Raw genomic sequence first — 16,710 nt, 5'->3', positions numbered from 1 at the left:
GCATTCACACTCGCCTCGAGCGCTTCCGGCGAGTGCCACGGTCTCAGCCGGACGACGACGCGCGGCAACGCGGCCGGAGCTCGACGCCGGATTCGACGGCGGCGGCGAGAAACCGTTCGGCCGGCGCGGCGCGGTTCAACTGCAGTGTTGGAACACCGACGAAAAGCCGGCTGACGTCGTCGGGGTGGTAGTGCATCGCGAATAGCGGGGTGATCGATCGGGAGACGCCGTCCGGACTGCTTACTGATTGCCGGACATCAGCGCCGTGTAACGCCGCTGCATTTCGTCGGGTTCGACCGTTTCGATCGTATGCCCGATCAGCCAATCGTAACCGAACGGATCGCGGATCCTGCCCGAGCGCTCGCCGTAGAACTGGTCCTGGAGTGCGCGCGTCACGTGCGCGCCGGCCGCGACGGCGGCGGCGATCGTCGCATCGGCGTCGTCGACATGAAGATGGAGCACCATCGGCGCGTTGCCGTCCGGGTCGAGTGCGAACAGGTCGTATTCCGGGAACTCGTCCGAGATCATCAGCGTGCACGGCCCGAGCTGCAATTCGGCGTGGCCGATGCGCCCCGACGGCTCGACGAGCCGGAATTTCTCCTGCGCGCCGAATGCCTTCGCATAGAACGCGATGGCGTCCTCCGCGCTTTTGGCGCGCAGATACGGAAAGACTTCGTGAATCGCCATGGTGCCCTCCGGTGGGTGGTGTGGTCGATCCTACCGGCATCCGGCGGGGCGGCCGGTGAGGATCATGTCTTGTACCGTGTCGTGAACGGCGAACCCACGTCGATTCTACAAACGAATCGGGTAGTGGGCGCAAGGCCGGTTTCGATCGACGGGCATCGGCGATCGGCGCGCAAACCGGTCGGCGACTGGCCGCGGCGTCAAGCGGCACGCACTGCGATGGGACGAAATCCCGAGACTGGAATCCACCACGATCAGACGCAACTCCACCTGCCGCGATATGGAGCGGGGCAGAATAGGGCGAGCGCGGCGCATGCCGCGGCGTTGTCGGCCGCGCGCCGATTCATGAAAACCTGTCGAGTCTCCATGGCGTTTCCGATGCCTCCTATCTTGCGTCCCATCCGGTCGGTGTCTCGAACGACGGCCGGCATTGCCTTCGTCGTCAGTCTGCTGTCCGGCTGCGCTGCGATGTCTTCATCTGCGCCAGTCGACCCCCAGCAGCAGTTCGTTGCGGAGCAGCGAAATGCGAACGAGCGGTACTACCAGACCCTCGCGGCGTACAAGCCCATTTTCCAGAATCCCGGCAACTATAGTCGAGCGGAGGTGCTGGAAAAGTACGACGCGGTGCTCTATCAATACTCGCTCGCCGCGGTGAGTTGGGTTCGCACGATCTATCCCGCCGCGCGGCAGACGCTGCCGCCATCCCTGCAACCGTTGCCTGCGTCGTCCGGGCCGCTCAGCCTGGCGGACGTGAACCGACGTTACGAATACGCGCTTGGCATGAATGCCGGCATGTGGGAGATCAGCATGGCCGCGGACTTCGGCAAGCCGTCGAAACTGGCGGTGCCGAGATATGACGGGCCGTTGCTTTTCATGCCATTCGCACCGCCTTTGCCGCCGCTGCAGGATGTTCGCGATCCGCGGTTCGCGCGGCTGGTGACCATGACGAAGAAGGTGGACGACGCGCAGAAGGCGGACCTCGCTCGACAGAACGCGGCGAACGCGAGACAGATGGCGGAGAACGCCGCGATGCACGCGGCGAACCATCCGCCGGGACCGAATCCGCTGGATTCGATCGATCCGCGGACCGGGCTACCGTATCCGACACTGCAACAAGACACGCAGCGCTGGTGCACGATGATGGGCAATGGTGTGGGGGGAAGGGTTCCGTGCTGAAACGGAGATCGCTAGGCCCGGACGGTCGACAGGGTTTGGGCTTGGCGTCCACCATGTCCTGAATGAGCTTGAATCGGTCCAGCTCTCGCATCGTCATCGTGATCCGCTCGCCAGTGCCGATACTCGTTCAGGGTGCCTCTCCTTTATTGAATCGATCCCAGAAATCCTTTCGCAGGCTCGCCAGGTCGGCATGGCATTCGCGAAGGTCGATGTCGTCCTGCGTACCAATGTCGCTCGCATACCTGCTAACCAAGTACCGAATGGCCGCCGCACCCGGCAGGCGAGCATCCCATATTCGCGCGTCCTCGTCTTCGGCAAGATAGTTTCTGTTCACATTGATTTCGACGAGCGGATAGTCCCCGTCGCAATAACACCCCGGAAAGATGACGGAAACACCGCTTCCGATTGCTCGGTTGAGCCCTTCACGGTTATCGAGCAGTATCTCAGCCCAATGATTTCGCTGGGCGCCTTGGAGGTAGAGGTATCCATCGCCATACGGATCATCAGGACGTGGGCGAATCAGTCCGGCGATGGCATTGTTTTTTTTCATCTCTATAAAGGCATTTCTGTACCACTCCAGCACTCGCTGATTGTGCGCTTTCGCGCGTTCCAGGCGTTCAGCGCGCTCGCGTGCGCGGCGGTGTGTCCGAGCTTCGCGGGTCTCGCGAAGTAGAGCGCGGCCGGGAGAAGTGGGGCGATCGGGTACCTTGAGCTGGCGGATATGTCCGATGCCGAGTTTGTCTGCGTGAGCTCGTGCGAATGACATCACCTCTGCGAGCGCGTCTATCCGGAACCACTCCGTATAGCCGTCACCTCGAGGCATGTCATAACGCCAATGCCGGAAGAGATATTGCAACACCCGTTCGGCCTTGAGCGCATTGCCGTCACGGATTTCGATTTCGCAACTTCTTTCCGTGTCGATCTCAACCGGGAGCGTTTTTGCACGGGAATGCGGGTGGTGGCTAATGCCGATCTTGAACGCAGATTGCTTTTTGTTGACAAGGATATACAGGAGACTCATTGGTTCGGCGATAGGAGAGCGCGGGGGTGACGCAACGAAACAGTCAGGGGAAGCATGGTGTATTGCACTGATGCTCAGTGACGAATGTGCTTCCGTCGTTCGATGGCATCGTCAATAATGGCGAGGTGCGTGTTGATGGTGCGGCGAGACAGGGTAACGCCAAGCGTGCTGGTTGCGCGTTCGATTGACGCGGCATCGAGCAATGTTGAGTTGCTCGCTCCCAAGCTGGTGCTCGCCAATCATCCACGAGCGATAATAGTGCGGAGTCCCGTTCTCCGGAGACCCAATGCCAAAATCGTTTCAGCGCTTCACCCTCAAGGTGGAGCTTCAGAACATCGATCCACCCATCTGGCGTCGAATCGAAGTCGAAGGAACTGAATCGCTGCGCAAGCTGCATCACATTCTGCAAGCAGCTTTCGGATGGGAGGACGCTCATCTCCACGACTTTCTGATTGACGGCATGACCTACGCCATGTTCGAAGTCGATGACGTGGCGGACTTCGCTGATCCCCGTACGACAGCGGACGATCGGAAGATTCGTCTGCAGTCGGTCGGGAGTCTGGGTTCCCGCTTCGTCTATCGATACGACTTCGGGGACGGTTGGTATCACACCGTCGTCGTCGAGAAGATGGAAGCTATCGAGAGCCACCGTGGGGTGAAGCCCAAGTCATTGGTGGCGCCCGTGCTTGTCCGCCGGAGGACGTTGGTGGTCCGTCGGGCTATCAGACATTCCTGAATACGCTATCCAGCGAGCCCGACAGTGAAAAGGCAGAACGTTACCGAAACTGGATCGGCCCCGGCTTCGACGCGGAATTGTTCGACTTGCGGGCTGCCAATGCAGCGCTGTTGCGTATGGCTTCGAACCGTTGGGGCAATCGATGACTCAGACTGCGGTCATAAATCATCGATAATTCACGTTATGTAAAATCATAACCGCTAGTCTGTATCGATACGACTGGACCCTGACGGTCTCTCAGCCCATCAAACCCCAAAGAACGCCAACCCCGCCACCACGATGCCGATCGCGGCCACGCCGATCGACAGCCCCTGCATCCATGATCGCCGCGTGAGGATCGTGATAGCGGCCAGCGCGATCGAGATCTGGATGACGGTCGTCGCCTGCGACCATCGATGGTGTCGGTGCATCCGCTCCTCGCTCGCCGCGTTGTTCTTCTCGACTTCCTTTTCGAGCGCCTCCGCGCGTGCCCGGATCGGTTCCTTGTCGGCGCGGTATCTCGCTGCATCCGACTCGAACCGCTTTCTCTGCGGCGATGCCTCCGGGCTCAACGCCGCACCGAGTTCGGCAAGATTCTGCTTGTCACCCTTCGCCTGGTAGTAGGCCCACTGGTTCGCCGCCTCGGTTTTCCGGATTGCGGCGTCATTCTTGTAGAGCAGCGCGAGGCTCTCGTCGGCACCGCTCTGATAGGCAGATATTGCGCCGAAGCACGCAAGCACGGCCGTCAGCACTGCAATGCGCGACGTACCTGGATCGCCCCCATGAGACTCGTGATGTTCCACCGCATGGTCGTGAGGGCCATGAACTTCGTATTCTTCAGACATTCGTAGCAAACCCGCAAAAGTTGAATGAATTTGTCGCCGGCCGGCCGTTTGGCTAACGTTAAACGAATTTGGCAAGGCCAACAAAATAAGCGGGCACTCCGGATTCACGGATCGCCAGTGTCGTTCCAAAGGGCGCACGCAGACGCTCGATCGCAACGCGTCCGGCGGCGGCGTACGATCGCCGCGCACCAGAGCACTTGAGCACCTGACACAGGCTTCTACACGGCGGCCAAATGGCCACGACATATCTGGCCGTTGATTTCGTGTTTCGTTTCCCCAGCGGGTCATTCCCGCGCGGCTGAGGGAACGAGCAAATGCCCCACGTCGGCTCACACTCGTTAAAGCGGAAATGCGTCACCGCCTCTGCCGCCATCCCTGCCATCCGACGCATGCGAAACCATCCATGATGGCCGGACAGGTTCGAATGTTTCAAATATATGCAATTCGATCGGTATTGTTTTAATTTCGATTAAATTCACCTCTTCCGCCAACCTTGTCATCCGTCATTTAATTTCCTATAAATCACTGGTGCCAAGTCAATCGAAAATACAGCGGCGACACTCGAGACAATCACCCCAATAGAAGGAAATTGAATGCCTGGCATTCGATAATGCCAATGCTCCGGCATGTCCCGCCGTCTCGGCCGTGACTGCTGGCGTTATCCGGCGCCATCATGGTCGATCTGCCATCGTCCAGCCGGATTGGAGCACCACCGAATTCGCCGGAATCGCGGCCTTTGACGATGCCGGCGCGCCATGCGTCCGAAGCGCATGGCGCTGTTCTCGAAGGCACGGGGAAGCATCCAACCTCTTCAAGGTGAAAAAAATGAGTCTCAATCCGATTGAAAATCAGCCACACGGGACCTTTGCGGAATTCGCCAACACTGCCCCTGTTTCTGCCATCGAGGTCGATACATTCAAAATGGCGCTCTATCACGACGGTGTGCAGTTGGGCTGGCTTGGCCAAAACAGCGGCGAATGGGCCGTTCTCGTCGATTCCGCCGCGAAAGCGTTGACGCTCGAACAGTACCCTTATAACGGCGTGACGTATTATCGGATCCTCGGCACCAGCCGATATATGTCCGTCAGCAATAACGCCTACGTGGGTTTCTATAACTGGATAGGCGCGCGCGGATGGACGCGTCAGGGCTCGATTTTGATTTCCGATTTCAACCACCAGAAACTGTCGCTCTATTCCAAGGACAACGCGTATTTGTATGCGTGGGATGCCTACACCGTGCTCGATGTGAGGTTCGACGAGCAATAACGCACGACGCTTCGCCCGCCGGCCTGAATTTCCGGCGGCGACACGGCGCAGGAAGCGGCGCATCCCCCGGCGACACGGGCGGGATGCCCGCCGGGTTGCGCCATTCGCATTCATCCCACGATCAAAAAGGAAACGCAATGACCTTCAAGATTCTCAGTTGCGATGGCGGCGGTATCCGGGGATTGATCACCGCTCTGCTCATCCAGGACCTCGACCGGCGCAGCCGGATCATCGCGAGCGCCGACGGCTTTGCCGGCACATCCACGGGCGGCCTGATCGCTCTGGGGCTCGCCCGGGGCGTATCCATTTCCGAGATCGTCGATATCTACAGGACGAAGGGCCCGGTGATCTTTCGGGAAAACGGGGCGTGGCTGGCGCAAAGGCAAGCGCTCGAACAGCACCCGCAAGCACTCGAACAAGGCACGGTCCTGGCTGGCCCGGGCGTGTTCCAGTGCCAGTATGTCAACACCGGGCTACAGGAGATCGCCAAGTCGCTGGTCGGCAGCGGCAAGCTGGCCGATCTGTCCCGCTTCGTCGCAATCAACTCGGCGCGCCTGTGGGATCCGCCCACCAGGAGCTGGGCTCCGTGCACCTTCTCCAACGGAAACGGCAACGCCTACCGTAACGTCAGCCTGTTCGACGCCGCACTTGCCACGTCGGCTGCGCCGACGTATTTCCCGCCGTACGAAATCGCCGGGCTTGGCTATTTCGCCGATGGCGGCGTGTTTGCCAACAATCCTTCCGTGTCCGCCATTGCCGAGGCGCTGGCGAGCCGTCGCGCAGGCAGTCTGGACGACGTGCGCCTGTTGTCGCTCGGCACCGGCACCAGCCCCGTGGGCATTGCCCCGGACGCCGTCGGCAACCCGTTGACCTGGGGCGTTTCGAAATGGCTGTGGCCGCTCGAAAGCGGGCGCGTACCGGCGGCAGCCCTGCTCGGGCTGACGATGGATACGACGGCGGCGATCGCCGCACAACAGGCCGGGCAGATACTGAACACCCATTACCAGCGCGGAAATTTCGTGCTCGGTCAATCCATCGCACTGGACGACTGGCGCAAGGTGCCGGAACTGGAGAAGGAAACCCAGGCGTACATGAGGACCGCCGAGTGGCAACGTGTTTGCCAGTGGGTGGAGCAATTCTGGCGCTGATCGCAACGTCGATAGCCGGGCTTTCGTGAGCACCAGGCGCTGCAGGTGCCGACGGCGAACGAATCGGAAACAACGAGGCCGGGCAGAACGCCCGACGCTCGGCAAGGCCAGCCGCGTGTGTACCGCGCAAATGGCGGCACGCACGCGGCCAACCGGCCATCAGGCCATCAAGGCCACTCTCAGACGGCCATCACCGTCACCGACTTCGTGACGAGATACGGCTCCAGCGCTTCCGGGCCGCCTTCCGACCCGTAGCCCGAATCCTTCACGCCGCCGAACGGCATTTCCGGCCACGGCGTGGCCGGCTGGTTGATCCACAGCATCCCGACTTCGAGGCGCTGCGTCAGCAGATGCACGTTCGCGAACGAACGCGTGAACGCGTAGCCGGCCAGACCGAACGGCAGACGGTTCGCCTCGGCGATCGCATCCTCGAGCTTGTCGAAGCCGCGAATCGCCGCGACCGGGCCGAACGGCTCGTTGTTGAACACGTCCGCTTCGAGCGGCACGTTCGCGATCACGGTCGGCGCGAAGAAGTTGCCTTCCGCGCCGATCCGCTCGCCGCCGGTCTCGATGCTCGCGCCGACCTTGCGCGCGTTGTCGACGACCGACGCCATCGCGGTCAGGCGCCGCGGGTTCGCGAGCGCGCCGAGCGTCGTGCCTTCCTCGAGGCCGTTGCCGACCTTCAGCCCTTCGGCATGCTTGACGAGCGCCCGGGTGAATTCGTCGCGGATGCTGTTGTGCACGAGAAAGCGCGTCGGCGAAATGCAGACCTGGCCCGCGTTGCGGAATTTCGCCCCGCCGGCGGCCTTCACCGCGAGCGCGACGTCCGCATCCTCGGCGACGATCACCGGGGCGTGGCCGCCCAGTTCCATCGTCGCGCGCTTCATGTGCTGGCCCGCGAGCGCGGCCAGTTGCTTGCCGACCGGCGTCGAACCGGTGAACGTGACCTTGCGGATCACCGGGTGCGGAATCAGGTACGACGAGATTTCAGCCGGATCGCCGAACACGAGGCCGATCACGCCGGCCGGCACGCCTGCGTCGACGAACGCGCGCAGCAGCGCGGCGGGCGATGCGGGCGTTTCTTCCGGCGCCTTCACGAGGAACGAACAGCCGGTCGCGAGCGCGGCGCTCAGCTTGCGCACGACCTGGTTGACCGGGAAATTCCACGGCGTGAATGCCGCGACGGGGCCGACCGGCTCCTTCACGACCGTCTGCTGCGCACCGAGGTTGCGCGGCGGCACGATCCGGCCGTACACGCGGCGGCCTTCGTCCGCGAACCATTCGATGATGTCGGCCGCCGACAGCACTTCGACGCGCGCTTCGGTGAGCGGCTTGCCCTGCTCCTGCGTCATCAACTGCGCGATCGTGTCGGCGCGTTCGCGCACCAGCGCGGCCGCCTTGCGCATCGTCGCCGCGCGTTCGTGCGCGGGCACCTTGCGCCATGCCTCGAAGCCGCGTTGCGCGGCGGCGAGCGCACGGTCGAGATCGGCGATACCCGCGTGGGCCACCTTGCCGATCGGCTTGCCGGTCGCCGGGTTCACGACGTCGATCGTCTTGCCGCTCGCGGCGTCGACCCACTCGCCGTCGATCAGCAGTTGCGTATCCGTATAAGTCACGTTAGCCATCCAGACACCCCTACATTGCGTCGATAAAACGCGCGCTGCCGCGAACGGCCGCACGCCGGTTGACAGAAACAGAAAAACCACGCCGCCGGGGCAGGCACGCGCCCGGCGGCGTCGACGGCAGGCACGTCGGCCCGCCGTCGTTTTGCAGCGCACCGCGCTCAGCGCGCGGCCGCCGTCGCCTTGCGGAGTTTCGCGACGTCCGCCGCCTGCACGGCCGGCGCGCCGTTGTTCCAGCCCGCGCGCATGAACGTCAGCACGTCGGCGACCTGCTGGTCGTTCAACTGGTTCGAGAACGCCGGCATCGGATACGCGGACGGCACGCCACCGATCACGAGCGTGTCGCTGCCGTTCAGCGTCACGTTGATCAGCGACGACGCATCGGCCTCGAGCACGTTCGGATTGCCGGCGAGCGGCGCGAGCAGCGGCGCATAACCGCGGCCGTCCACCCCGTGGCAATGCAGGCAGTAAGCGTTATACACCTTCGCGCCCGGATCGGCTGCCGGCCGGCCCAGCGCGACCTGCGTCGCCTTCGGATCATAGCGGTACGGCGGTGCGCCCGTGCCGCCTGTCGCCGGCAGCGACTTCAGGTAGCGCGAGATGGAAGCCAGATCGTCGTCGGTCAGTTCCTGCGTGCTGTGGTTGATCACGCTCACCATCGAGCCGAACGCGGTCGCGTGCTGATTCGCGCCGGTCTTCAGGAACTGCGCGACGTCCGCCTCGTTCCAGCGGCCGAGCCCGGTGTTGTGCTCGCCGGTCAGGTTCGACGCGAACCAGTTGTCGATCGCGGCGCCGGACAGGAACGCCGCGCCGCTTTCGTCGAGTGCCTTCTCCTGGAAGCCGACACCGCGCGGCGTGTGGCACGAACCGCAGTGCCCGAGCCCCTGCACGAGATACGCGCCGCGGTTCCACATCGCGTCCTTGGCCGGCTTGTCCGCGTAAGGCGTCGTGTCGAGGAACACCGCGTTCCACAACGCGAGCGGCCAGCGCATGTTGAGCGGCCACGGGATGTCGGACGGCCGGTTCGCCTGCTTCACCGGTTCGACGCCGTGCATGAAGTACGCATACAGCGCCTTCACGTCGTCGTCCTTCAGCTTCGCGTACGACGGATACGGCATCGCCGGATACAGGTTATGACCGTCCTTCGCGACGCCCTTGCGCAACGCGCTGGCGAAATCCGCTTCGGTATAGCCGCCGATGCCCGTCTCCGGGTCGGGCGTGATGTTGGTCGTGTAGATCGCGCCCATCGGCGTGACCATCTTCAGGCCGCCCGCGAACGGCGTGCCGCGCGGCGCGGTGTGGCACGCGACGCAGTCGCCGGCTTTCGCCAGATACGCGCCGCGGGCGACGAGCGCGCTGTCGGCGGGCGCCGTCTGCGCGGCATGCGCAGCCGTGCCGATCACCAGAGCGGATAGCGCGAACAGCCACGCGCGGAGCGTGTTCAGGTTCAGGGTGAGATATCGCATGGTTGTCCCCTCCCCTCAGGCCGTTTTCAGCTGGTTGCCGACCGGCAGCTTGCGCAGCCGCGTGCCGGTGGCCGCGAAGATCGCGTTCGACAGCGCCGCCGCGGTCGCGGCCGTGCCCGGCTCGCCGATCCCGCCCGGCGCCTCGCCGCTCTTCACCAGATGGACTTCGATCGGGGGCACCTCGTTGATTCGCATCATCCGGTAGTCGTTGAAGTTGGTCTGCACGACGCGGCCGTCCTCGATCGTGATCTCGCCGTACAGCGCGCCCGTGATCCCGAAGATGATGCCGCCCTGCACCTGCGCCTCGATCGTGTTCGGATTGACGTACATCCCGCAATCGACCGCGCACACGGCGCGCTTGACCTGCACCTCGCCGCCGTCCACCGCGACGTCGATGACGATCGAGAAGAAGCTGCCGAACGCGTGCATCACCGACACGCCGCGCCCTTGCCCCTTCGGCAGCGATGTGCCCCAGCCGGCCGCCTTCGTCGCGACGTCGAGCACGTTGCGGGCGCGCGGCGTCTTGTCGAGCAGCGCGCGGCGGTACTGCACCGGGTCGGTCTTGGTCTGCGCGGCCAGTTCGTCGATGAAGCTTTCGACGACGAACGTGCTGCGCGTCGGCCCGACGCCGCGCCAGAACGCGGTGGGCACGTGGCGCGGCTCCTGGCGCACGTAGTCGACCAGCTGGTTCGGCAGGTCGTAAGGCAGTTCGGCCGCGACCTCGACCGCGTCGGGATCGACGCCGTCCTTGACCGCGGGCGGCGCGAAGCGCGCGAGGATCGACGAGCCGACGATCCGGTGCTGCCACGCGACCGGCTTGCCGTTCGCGTCGAGGCCAGCCGAGATCGCGTCGTGGTAGCACGGCCGGTACATGTCGTGCTGGACGTCTTCCTCGCGCGTCCAGATCACCTTCACCGGTGCGTTGACCTGTTTGCCGACCTTCACGGCCTGGCCGATCATGTCGGTCTCGAGCCGTCGGCCGAATCCGCCGCCGAGCAGATGGTTGTGCACGACGATCTTGTCCGGCGACAGTCCGGTCAATTGCTGCGCCGTGTCGCGTGCGCGGGTCGGCACTTGCGTGCCGACCCAGATCTCGCAGCCGTCGCCACGCACGTGCACCGTGCAGTTCACCGGCTCCATCGTCGCGTGGGCGAGCAGCGGCTGTTCGTAGACGGCGTCGATGCGCGTCTTCGCGTTCGCGAACGCCTTGCCGACGTCGCCTTCCTTGCGTGCGACCGCGCCCTTGCCGTTCGCCGCCGCCTGCGCGAGATCCGCGAACAGGTCCTTGGTCGACACCTTCGCGCCCGCGCCTTCGTTCCACTTCACGACGAGCGCCGACGCGCCGCGCTTCGCGGCCCACGTGTGATCGCCGACTACCGCGACCGCGTTGTCGACGCGCACGATCTGGCGCACGCCGGGGATCTTCCTCGCGGCCGTGTCGTCGACGCTCGCGACCGTGCCGCCGAACACCGGGCTGTTCACGATCACCGCGTACAGCATGCCGGGCAGGCGCACGTCGAGCCCGAACTGCGCGGTGCCGTCGACCTTCTCCGGCGAATCGAGGCGCTTCGCGGGCGTGCCGATCAGCTTGAAATCCGCCGGCTTCTTCAGCACGACGTCCTTCGGCACCGGCAGCTTCGCCGCGGCGTCGGCCAGCTGGCCATACGATGCGCGCCGGCCGCTCGGCGGATGCTGCACTTCGCCGTTCGCCGCGCGGCAGCTCGCCGGATCGACGTTCCATTGCTTCGCGGCCGCCGAGACCAGCAGCGTGCGCGCGGTGGCGCCCGCCTGGCGCAGCGGGTCCCACGCGTAGCGTACCGACGTCGAGCCGCCGGTGAGCTGGCCGCCGAGCAGCGGATCGAGGAACAGCTTCTCGTTCGGCGGCGCATGATCGAGCGTCACGCTCGACAGCGGCACTTCGAGTTCTTCCGCGATCAGCATCGGCAGCGCCGTATAGACGCCCTGCCCCATCTCGACCTTCGGCATCACCAGCGTGACCTTGCCGGCGCGGTCGATCTGCACGAATGCGTTCGGCGCGAATACGCCGGGCTGCGCGGGTTCGGCTGCGTCACCGCCGATCACCGAGCGGCGCGTATCGTCGCCCGCCGCCGGCAGGCTGAAGCCGAGCAGCAAGCCGCCGCCGGCTGCGGCGCCGAGCGACATGCCGAGTTTCAGAAACGAACGGCGCGACACGCCCGCGCCGGCCCGACCTGCTTCGATCAGTCCTCGCGACATGTCAGGCCTCCTTCGCGGCTTGTTTGACGGCCGCGCGAATCCGGTGGTAGGTGCCGCAGCGGCAGATGTTGCCGGCCATGGCCGCGTCGATGTCGGCGTCGCTCGGGTTCGGGTTCGACGCGATCAGCGCGGTGGCGGCCATCACCTGCCCCGACTGGCAGTAACCGCACTGGACGACGTCGAGCTCGCGCCAGGCCTGCTGGACCTTGTGGCCGGCCGGCGTCGCGCCGACGGCTTCGATCGTCGTGATCTTGCGGCCCGCGACGGCGGCGACCGGCAGCACGCACGAACGCGCGGCCACGCCGTCGAGATGCACGGTGCACGCGCCGCATTGCGCGATCCCGCAGCCGAACTTGGTGCCGGTCAGGCCGACGACGTCGCGCAGCACCCAGAGCAAGGGCATGTCGTCGGGGGCGTCGACCGAGCGGGTTTCGCCGTTGATGTTGAGGGTGATCATTCAGCCTCCGGGGCCGTTGTATTGGGGGAGCGGCGCGAACGACGCGCGCTGCGTCATGGGGTCGTCGTCATCGCCGTTGCGTCGTGCGCAACGGGTGCCGCGCGGCCCGGGTGCGGGCGAGCCGCGGCGGTGGTGTTGCGTGCTGTGTCGTTACTCGGCCACGTCGATGCCCGCCAGCACCTTGATGAGCGGCGGTGCGGTGAACCAGTCGGCCGACTTCGTGCGGAACTCGCCGAAATACGGGCTCGCGAGGTGCGCGTCGAACGCCGCCTGGTCGTCGTAGATCTCGTACAGATGCAGATTCGGCGAACCGTCCTGCTCGCGGAACAGGTCGTAGCGCCGGTTGCCCGGTTCGGTGCGCGTCTTGGCGACCATGCTGCGCAGCTCGGCCTCGGCAGCCTGCGCGTGTTCGGGTTTCAGGAACAGCGAAGCAATCACGTGAAGCGCCATTTTTCACTCCTTTGAAAACGGAAACGAGCATGCCACAAGCCGGCGTCGTGCGACGCCAGCGTGCAACGGTCGTATGTCGTCGAGCGGCGGGATCAGGCCAGCTCGTCCGGGCCGACACGCACGACGACCTTGCCGAAATTCTTGCCGGCGAGCAAGCCGATCAGCGCTTGCGGCGCGTCGGCGAGGTCGGGAACGACGTCCTCGAGCGTCTTCACCTTGCCCTGCGCGACCCACTCGCTCATGTCCTTCAGGAACGGCGCATAGCCGGTTGCATAGTGATCGAGAATGATGAAACCCTGCACGCGGATACGCTTACGCAGGATCGCGCCCATCAACGCCGGCACGCGGTCACGGCCGGTCGACAGCGCCTTGTCGTCGTAGGCCGCATCGTTGTAATGCGCAATGATGCCGCAGACGGGCACGCGCGCATGGTCGTTCAGCAGCGGCCATACCGCGTCGAACACGGCGCCGCCGACGTTCTCGAAATAGACGTCGATGCCGTTCGGGCACGCGTCCTTCAGCTTCGCGGCAAACGCCGGGTCGTGGTGGTCGACGCATGCGTCGAAGCCGAGTGTGCCGGTCACGTATGCGCACTTGTCGGCGCCGCCCGCGACGCCGACCACGCGGCAACCCTTCAGCTTGGCGATCTGGCCGACCACCGCGCCGACTGCGCCGCTCGCGGCCGCGACGACCACGGTTTCACCGGCCTTCGGTTCGCCGATCTTCAGCAGTCCCGTGTACGCGGTGAAGCCCGGCATGCCGAGCACGCCGAGCGCGTACGACGGGTGCGCGAAGTCGCGGCCGAGCGGGATCAGGTCGCGCCCGTCGGACAGCGCGTAGTCCTGCCAGCCGGCCCCGGCGACGACGAGATCGCCTTCGCGAAACGCCGGCAGGTTCGACGACACCACGCGGCTGACCGTGCCGCCGACCATCGGCTGGCCCAGTTCGGCCGGCGGCGCATAGGACGGCGCATCGCTCATCCGGCCGCGCATGTACGGGTCGAGCGACAACCAGACGGTGCGCAGCAGCACCTGACCAGGGCCGGGGACCGGCACGTCAGCGGTTTCGGCGCGGAAGTTGTCCGGTGTCGGTGCGCCGACCGGGCGCGAATTCAGGACGATCTGGCGGTTTGCGGTCTTGCTTTGCGGCATGTGAGCCTCCGTCAACAGGAATGAACGTGCGTCGTGGGCACGATCGGATCAGGGATGGACCAGCAGGAAGTGCGCGCCCGCGGCGGCATCGGCGGGCGGGCCGGTGCGGTCGCAAGCAGGCGGTTGGAACGATCGGGACAGCGTAACGCGGTGTGAAGCGTTCGGCTTGAAGCGTTCGTCATGAATGATTGAGTAGACCAGTCGTCTAGAGTTGGGGTAAAAACAAGGCGCGCCCCTGCGCGCCCGGATTACGACTGTGCTCCGTCATGCGCGGCCGGCGGCAGGTTCAGCATGCGCCGCGTTTCGGCCATCGCCCTTTCGAGCGGTTTGCGGTCGCGGTGAATCTTCTCCAGCAGCGTCGCGCCCAGCCACAGCTCGTACAGGATCGCGGCGGTGTACGACGGATCGTCGACGCCGCTCAGCGAACCGTCGGCGAGCCCCGCCTCGATGCCGCCGGCGAGCCGCTCGATGATCTGGCTAGTGCCGCGCCGCAGTACCGCGCGCATCGCTTCCGACAGATCCGACACTTCCGCGCCGAGCTTCACCGCGAGGCACTTGCCTTCCGGATCGTCCGCGCATTGCGTGTGCAGCCAGTTGCCCCAGTACGTCATCAGGCGCTCGGCGCCCGTGCCGGCCTGCTGCTTGAGCAGGTTGTCGAGATGCGCGAGATAGCCTTCGAAATACGATTCGAGCAGCGCTTCGCCGAATGCCTCTTTCGAGCCGAAGTAATGATAGAACGAGCCCTTCGGGATGCCCGCCGCGGCGAGAATCTCGTTCAGACCGACCGCCGAAAACCCCTTGTGGAGCATGATCGGCTTCGCGATGTTCAGGATGTGCTGGCGGACTTCGGCGCCTGAAGATGCATTCATGATGGCGTATGGTAGCAACGATTAGACCGGTCGTCTAGTAACGTCGAACCGGCATGTTGAGCGGCACTTTACCCGATCCCCGTCGCGCGCCCAATGCCTGGTCGGCGCGGCTCTCGCCTGCTCGTGCCGGCTGCGTGCGGCGCGTCATATCGGCGACTCGGTTTCGTTGTCAGCGCGGCGCTTCGTCGGCACGCTTTCTCGTCCGCGCCCTCCGCTCGCTGCGTTCGGCGGCCGGGACGGTCTTGACGCCGCGCAACGGTGGCCGGCGCATGAGCGCCGCCATCTCGCGCCTCAGCGCCTCAAGTTCGCGGCTGCGCGCCGCGTCGGTCGCCAGTGCGCCATCGAGCTGCCCCTGGAGCACGCCGCAGCGATGCAGCGCGTCGCCGAGTTGGGCCTGTAGCGCGGCCGTGTCCTTCCGCTGCTGCGCATCGCGCTGTTCCGCGCGCGATGTCGCCGCGTCGAGTTCCTTTTGCAAGCGCGCGGCCGCGAGCCGCTCGCGGTCGATTTCCTGAAGCGCCCGCTTCTCCGATGCGCGCAGGCGCTCCTCGGCGCGGCCCGCGTCGTCGCGCAACCGGTCGAGCTGGGTGGTGAAATCCGCGCGGGCCTCGGCGAGCGCGCGGTCGCCCTCCGCGTTGTCGGCCTTCAGGCGTTCGATCTCCGCTTTTAGCGCTTGGTGAGAGGCATCGTCCGCCGCCCTCGCCTGCTCGAGTTCCTGAATGCGAACCTGCGCGGCCAGCAGCGCGGCCGTGCGTTGCTCCAGCGCGGTTTCGGTGCGGGCCAGTTCGGCCTGCAGCGTCGCGACTTCCGCTTGCGCCGCCGCCCGCTCGGCCTCGACTTCCGCGCGCAGCGCATCGAGTGCTGCGGCCGCGTCGGTACTCGACCGATTCCACAGCGCCGCGACCAGTTCGCCGGCCGCTGCCTGCAGATCGGCCGGCAGGTCCGGATGCTCGATGCGCACCCGGCTCTTTTCCCGCAGCTCGGCCCAGAACTCGCCGAGGACAGCCGTCGGCGTGCTCATGCTGCCCTTGCGAACGAGCTGGTACAGGCGATTCGCCGTCGGCGTGATGCCGAAGCGGAAGAACAGCAGTGCGCAGGCTTCGCGGTACAGCTCGCGCGTTTTCGGAAAGTCGGCCTTGAGACGCTCGATTTCGGCGGTCAGGCGGGATTCGTCGGCGGCGAGATCGGACATGGCGGGCTCTGAGGGAAATTCCGTAAATAATATAACGTAAACCGTCAAATATCCAATCAATCGAATAATTGAATTTGACATTATTTCTATAATGTCGAGATAAAAGATTCCCGGTCTGATATCGGCCCTTCGCCCTGTGCTGTTGGCCGCCTCGCCTTCGCCCAGCTTGGTGCCGAGCAACAACGCCGCTGCAACCGCCTCGAAAAACGTCAACATTGCGCGATTCGAAGCGAGCCACTTTGCTTTGCTTGGCCGGGGCAACGATGGAAAAACGGATGGCCGGCGCTGGCGAATACCTGGTGGTGCGGGTGATGCGCACGCCGTCGCATGCGACGCGGCCGGCCAGATCACGCAGGGTGCGTTGCCCGCGGCGGCTTTGGCGACGGGATTGCCGAACGGTGGGATAACGGCTGGAT

At 64.8% G+C, this 16,710-nt stretch carries 14 protein-coding genes and 1 pseudogene; 4 read left to right on the top strand and 11 right to left on the bottom strand.

What is annotated here, in order from left to right; genetic code table 11:
• Nucleotides 1-240: 240 nt before the first annotated feature.
• Nucleotides 241-687 (bottom strand): VOC family protein, encoded by a 447-nt coding sequence (locus tag H3O04_RS25600; RefSeq protein ID WP_006479008.1) that lies wholly within the window; start codon nucleotides 685-687, stop codon nucleotides 241-243.
• 363 nt (nucleotides 688-1,050) lie between these two features.
• Between H3O04_RS25600 and H3O04_RS25595 the strand changes: the two genes are divergently transcribed.
• Nucleotides 1,051-1,860, top strand: a complete 810-nt coding sequence (locus tag H3O04_RS25595; protein WP_237666420.1) for a hypothetical protein — start codon at nucleotides 1,051-1,053, stop codon at nucleotides 1,858-1,860.
• Nucleotides 1,861-1,987: 127 nt separating this feature from the next.
• Here the strand turns inward: H3O04_RS25595 and H3O04_RS25590 are convergent, their stop codons facing one another.
• Nucleotides 1,988-2,881, bottom strand: a complete 894-nt coding sequence (locus H3O04_RS25590; RefSeq protein WP_202588700.1) for a GIY-YIG nuclease family protein — start codon at nucleotides 2,879-2,881, stop codon at nucleotides 1,988-1,990.
• Between the two features lie 286 nt (nucleotides 2,882-3,167).
• On the opposite strand from H3O04_RS25590, the pseudogene H3O04_RS25585 reads away from it, so the two are divergent.
• Nucleotides 3,168-3,763 (top strand): annotated as a pseudogene (locus H3O04_RS25585) (plasmid pRiA4b ORF-3 family protein).
• A gap of 99 nt (nucleotides 3,764-3,862) precedes the next feature.
• On the opposite strand, the gene H3O04_RS25580 reads toward H3O04_RS25585, so the two are convergent.
• Complete coding sequence (locus tag H3O04_RS25580) at nucleotides 3,863-4,441, bottom strand: DUF4337 domain-containing protein (RefSeq protein WP_202588699.1); 579 nt, start codon at nucleotides 4,439-4,441, stop codon at nucleotides 3,863-3,865.
• 645 nt (nucleotides 4,442-5,086) lie between these two features.
• Between H3O04_RS25580 and H3O04_RS25575 the strand changes: the two genes are divergently transcribed.
• Together H3O04_RS25575 and H3O04_RS25570 are read left to right on the top strand one after the other, a co-directional pair.
• Nucleotides 5,087-5,707 carry a hypothetical protein gene (locus tag H3O04_RS25575; protein WP_237666419.1) on the top strand — a complete coding sequence of 207 codons (621 nt, stop codon included), beginning with the start codon at nucleotides 5,087-5,089 and terminating at the stop codon, nucleotides 5,705-5,707.
• A gap of 137 nt (nucleotides 5,708-5,844) precedes the next feature.
• Entirely contained in the window at nucleotides 5,845-6,855 is a 1,011-nt protein-coding gene (locus H3O04_RS25570) for a patatin-like phospholipase family protein (protein ID WP_202588698.1), read from the top strand.
• A 179-nt stretch (nucleotides 6,856-7,034) separates the two neighbouring features.
• Here H3O04_RS25570 and H3O04_RS25565 read toward each other — a convergent pair whose 3' ends face one another.
• From H3O04_RS25565 to H3O04_RS25530, 8 genes are all read right to left on the bottom strand, one after another.
• Nucleotides 7,035-8,480, bottom strand: a complete 1,446-nt coding sequence (locus tag H3O04_RS25565; protein WP_202588697.1) for an NAD-dependent succinate-semialdehyde dehydrogenase — start codon at nucleotides 8,478-8,480, stop codon at nucleotides 7,035-7,037.
• Nucleotides 8,481-8,638: 158 nt separating this feature from the next.
• Nucleotides 8,639-9,943: a c-type cytochrome gene (locus tag H3O04_RS25560; protein ID WP_202588696.1), complete on the bottom strand. Its 1,305-nt coding sequence runs from the start codon at nucleotides 9,941-9,943 to the stop codon at nucleotides 8,639-8,641.
• A gap of 15 nt (nucleotides 9,944-9,958) precedes the next feature.
• Entirely contained in the window at nucleotides 9,959-12,178 is a 2,220-nt protein-coding gene (locus tag H3O04_RS25555) for a xanthine dehydrogenase family protein molybdopterin-binding subunit (RefSeq protein WP_202588695.1), read from the bottom strand.
• Nucleotide 12,179: 1 nt separating this feature from the next.
• Complete coding sequence (locus H3O04_RS25550) at nucleotides 12,180-12,635, bottom strand: (2Fe-2S)-binding protein (RefSeq protein ID WP_006479019.1); 456 nt, start codon at nucleotides 12,633-12,635, stop codon at nucleotides 12,180-12,182.
• Nucleotides 12,636-12,785: 150 nt separating this feature from the next.
• The gene (locus H3O04_RS25545) at nucleotides 12,786-13,085 is read right to left on the bottom strand and encodes a putative quinol monooxygenase (protein WP_011547693.1); all 300 of its coding nucleotides are present in this window, start codon (nucleotides 13,083-13,085) and stop codon (nucleotides 12,786-12,788) included.
• 92 nt (nucleotides 13,086-13,177) lie between these two features.
• The gene (locus H3O04_RS25540) at nucleotides 13,178-14,236 is read right to left on the bottom strand and encodes an NADP-dependent oxidoreductase (protein WP_011547694.1); all 1,059 of its coding nucleotides are present in this window, start codon (nucleotides 14,234-14,236) and stop codon (nucleotides 13,178-13,180) included.
• 248 nt (nucleotides 14,237-14,484) lie between these two features.
• Nucleotides 14,485-15,105, bottom strand: a complete 621-nt coding sequence (locus tag H3O04_RS25535) for a TetR/AcrR family transcriptional regulator (RefSeq protein ID WP_011547695.1) — start codon at nucleotides 15,103-15,105, stop codon at nucleotides 14,485-14,487.
• A gap of 169 nt (nucleotides 15,106-15,274) precedes the next feature.
• Complete coding sequence (locus H3O04_RS25530; protein ID WP_011547696.1) at nucleotides 15,275-16,294, bottom strand: DNA-binding protein; 1,020 nt, start codon at nucleotides 16,292-16,294, stop codon at nucleotides 15,275-15,277.
• Nucleotides 16,295-16,710 lie beyond the last annotated feature (416 nt).

Origin of the sequence: Burkholderia sp. KCJ3K979, from assembly GCF_016759955.1 — a bacterium.
Lineage (GTDB): Bacteria > Pseudomonadota > Gammaproteobacteria > Burkholderiales > Burkholderiaceae > Burkholderia > Burkholderia orbicola.
This window is presented reverse-complemented; position numbering and strand designations above follow the sequence as displayed.

Bases quoted from the DNA above. Each gene is read 5' to 3' on its own strand.
- H3O04_RS25600 (WP_006479008.1), bottom strand. From the start codon at position 687: ATGGCGATTCACGAAGTCTTTCCGTATCTGCGCGCCAAAAGCGCGGAG.
- H3O04_RS25595 (WP_237666420.1), top strand. From the start codon at position 1,051: ATGGCGTTTCCGATGCCTCCTATCTTGCGTCCCATCCGGTCGGTGTCT.
- H3O04_RS25590 (WP_202588700.1), bottom strand. From the start codon at position 2,881: ATGAGTCTCCTGTATATCCTTGTCAACAAAAAGCAATCTGCGTTCAAG.
- H3O04_RS25580 (WP_202588699.1), bottom strand. From the start codon at position 4,441: ATGTCTGAAGAATACGAAGTTCATGGCCCTCACGACCATGCGGTGGAA.
- H3O04_RS25570 (WP_202588698.1), top strand. From the start codon at position 5,845: ATGACCTTCAAGATTCTCAGTTGCGATGGCGGCGGTATCCGGGGATTG.
- H3O04_RS25565 (WP_202588697.1), bottom strand. From the start codon at position 8,480: ATGGCTAACGTGACTTATACGGATACGCAACTGCTGATCGACGGCGAG.
- H3O04_RS25560 (WP_202588696.1), bottom strand. From the start codon at position 9,943: ATGCGATATCTCACCCTGAACCTGAACACGCTCCGCGCGTGGCTGTTC.
- H3O04_RS25555 (WP_202588695.1), bottom strand. From the start codon at position 12,178: ATGTCGCGAGGACTGATCGAAGCAGGTCGGGCCGGCGCGGGCGTGTCG.
- H3O04_RS25550 (WP_006479019.1), bottom strand. From the start codon at position 12,635: ATGATCACCCTCAACATCAACGGCGAAACCCGCTCGGTCGACGCCCCC.
- H3O04_RS25545 (WP_011547693.1), bottom strand. From the start codon at position 13,085: ATGGCGCTTCACGTGATTGCTTCGCTGTTCCTGAAACCCGAACACGCG.
- H3O04_RS25540 (WP_011547694.1), bottom strand. From the start codon at position 14,236: ATGCCGCAAAGCAAGACCGCAAACCGCCAGATCGTCCTGAATTCGCGC.
- H3O04_RS25535 (WP_011547695.1), bottom strand. From the start codon at position 15,105: ATGAATGCATCTTCAGGCGCCGAAGTCCGCCAGCACATCCTGAACATC.
- H3O04_RS25530 (WP_011547696.1), bottom strand. From the start codon at position 16,294: ATGTCCGATCTCGCCGCCGACGAATCCCGCCTGACCGCCGAAATCGAG.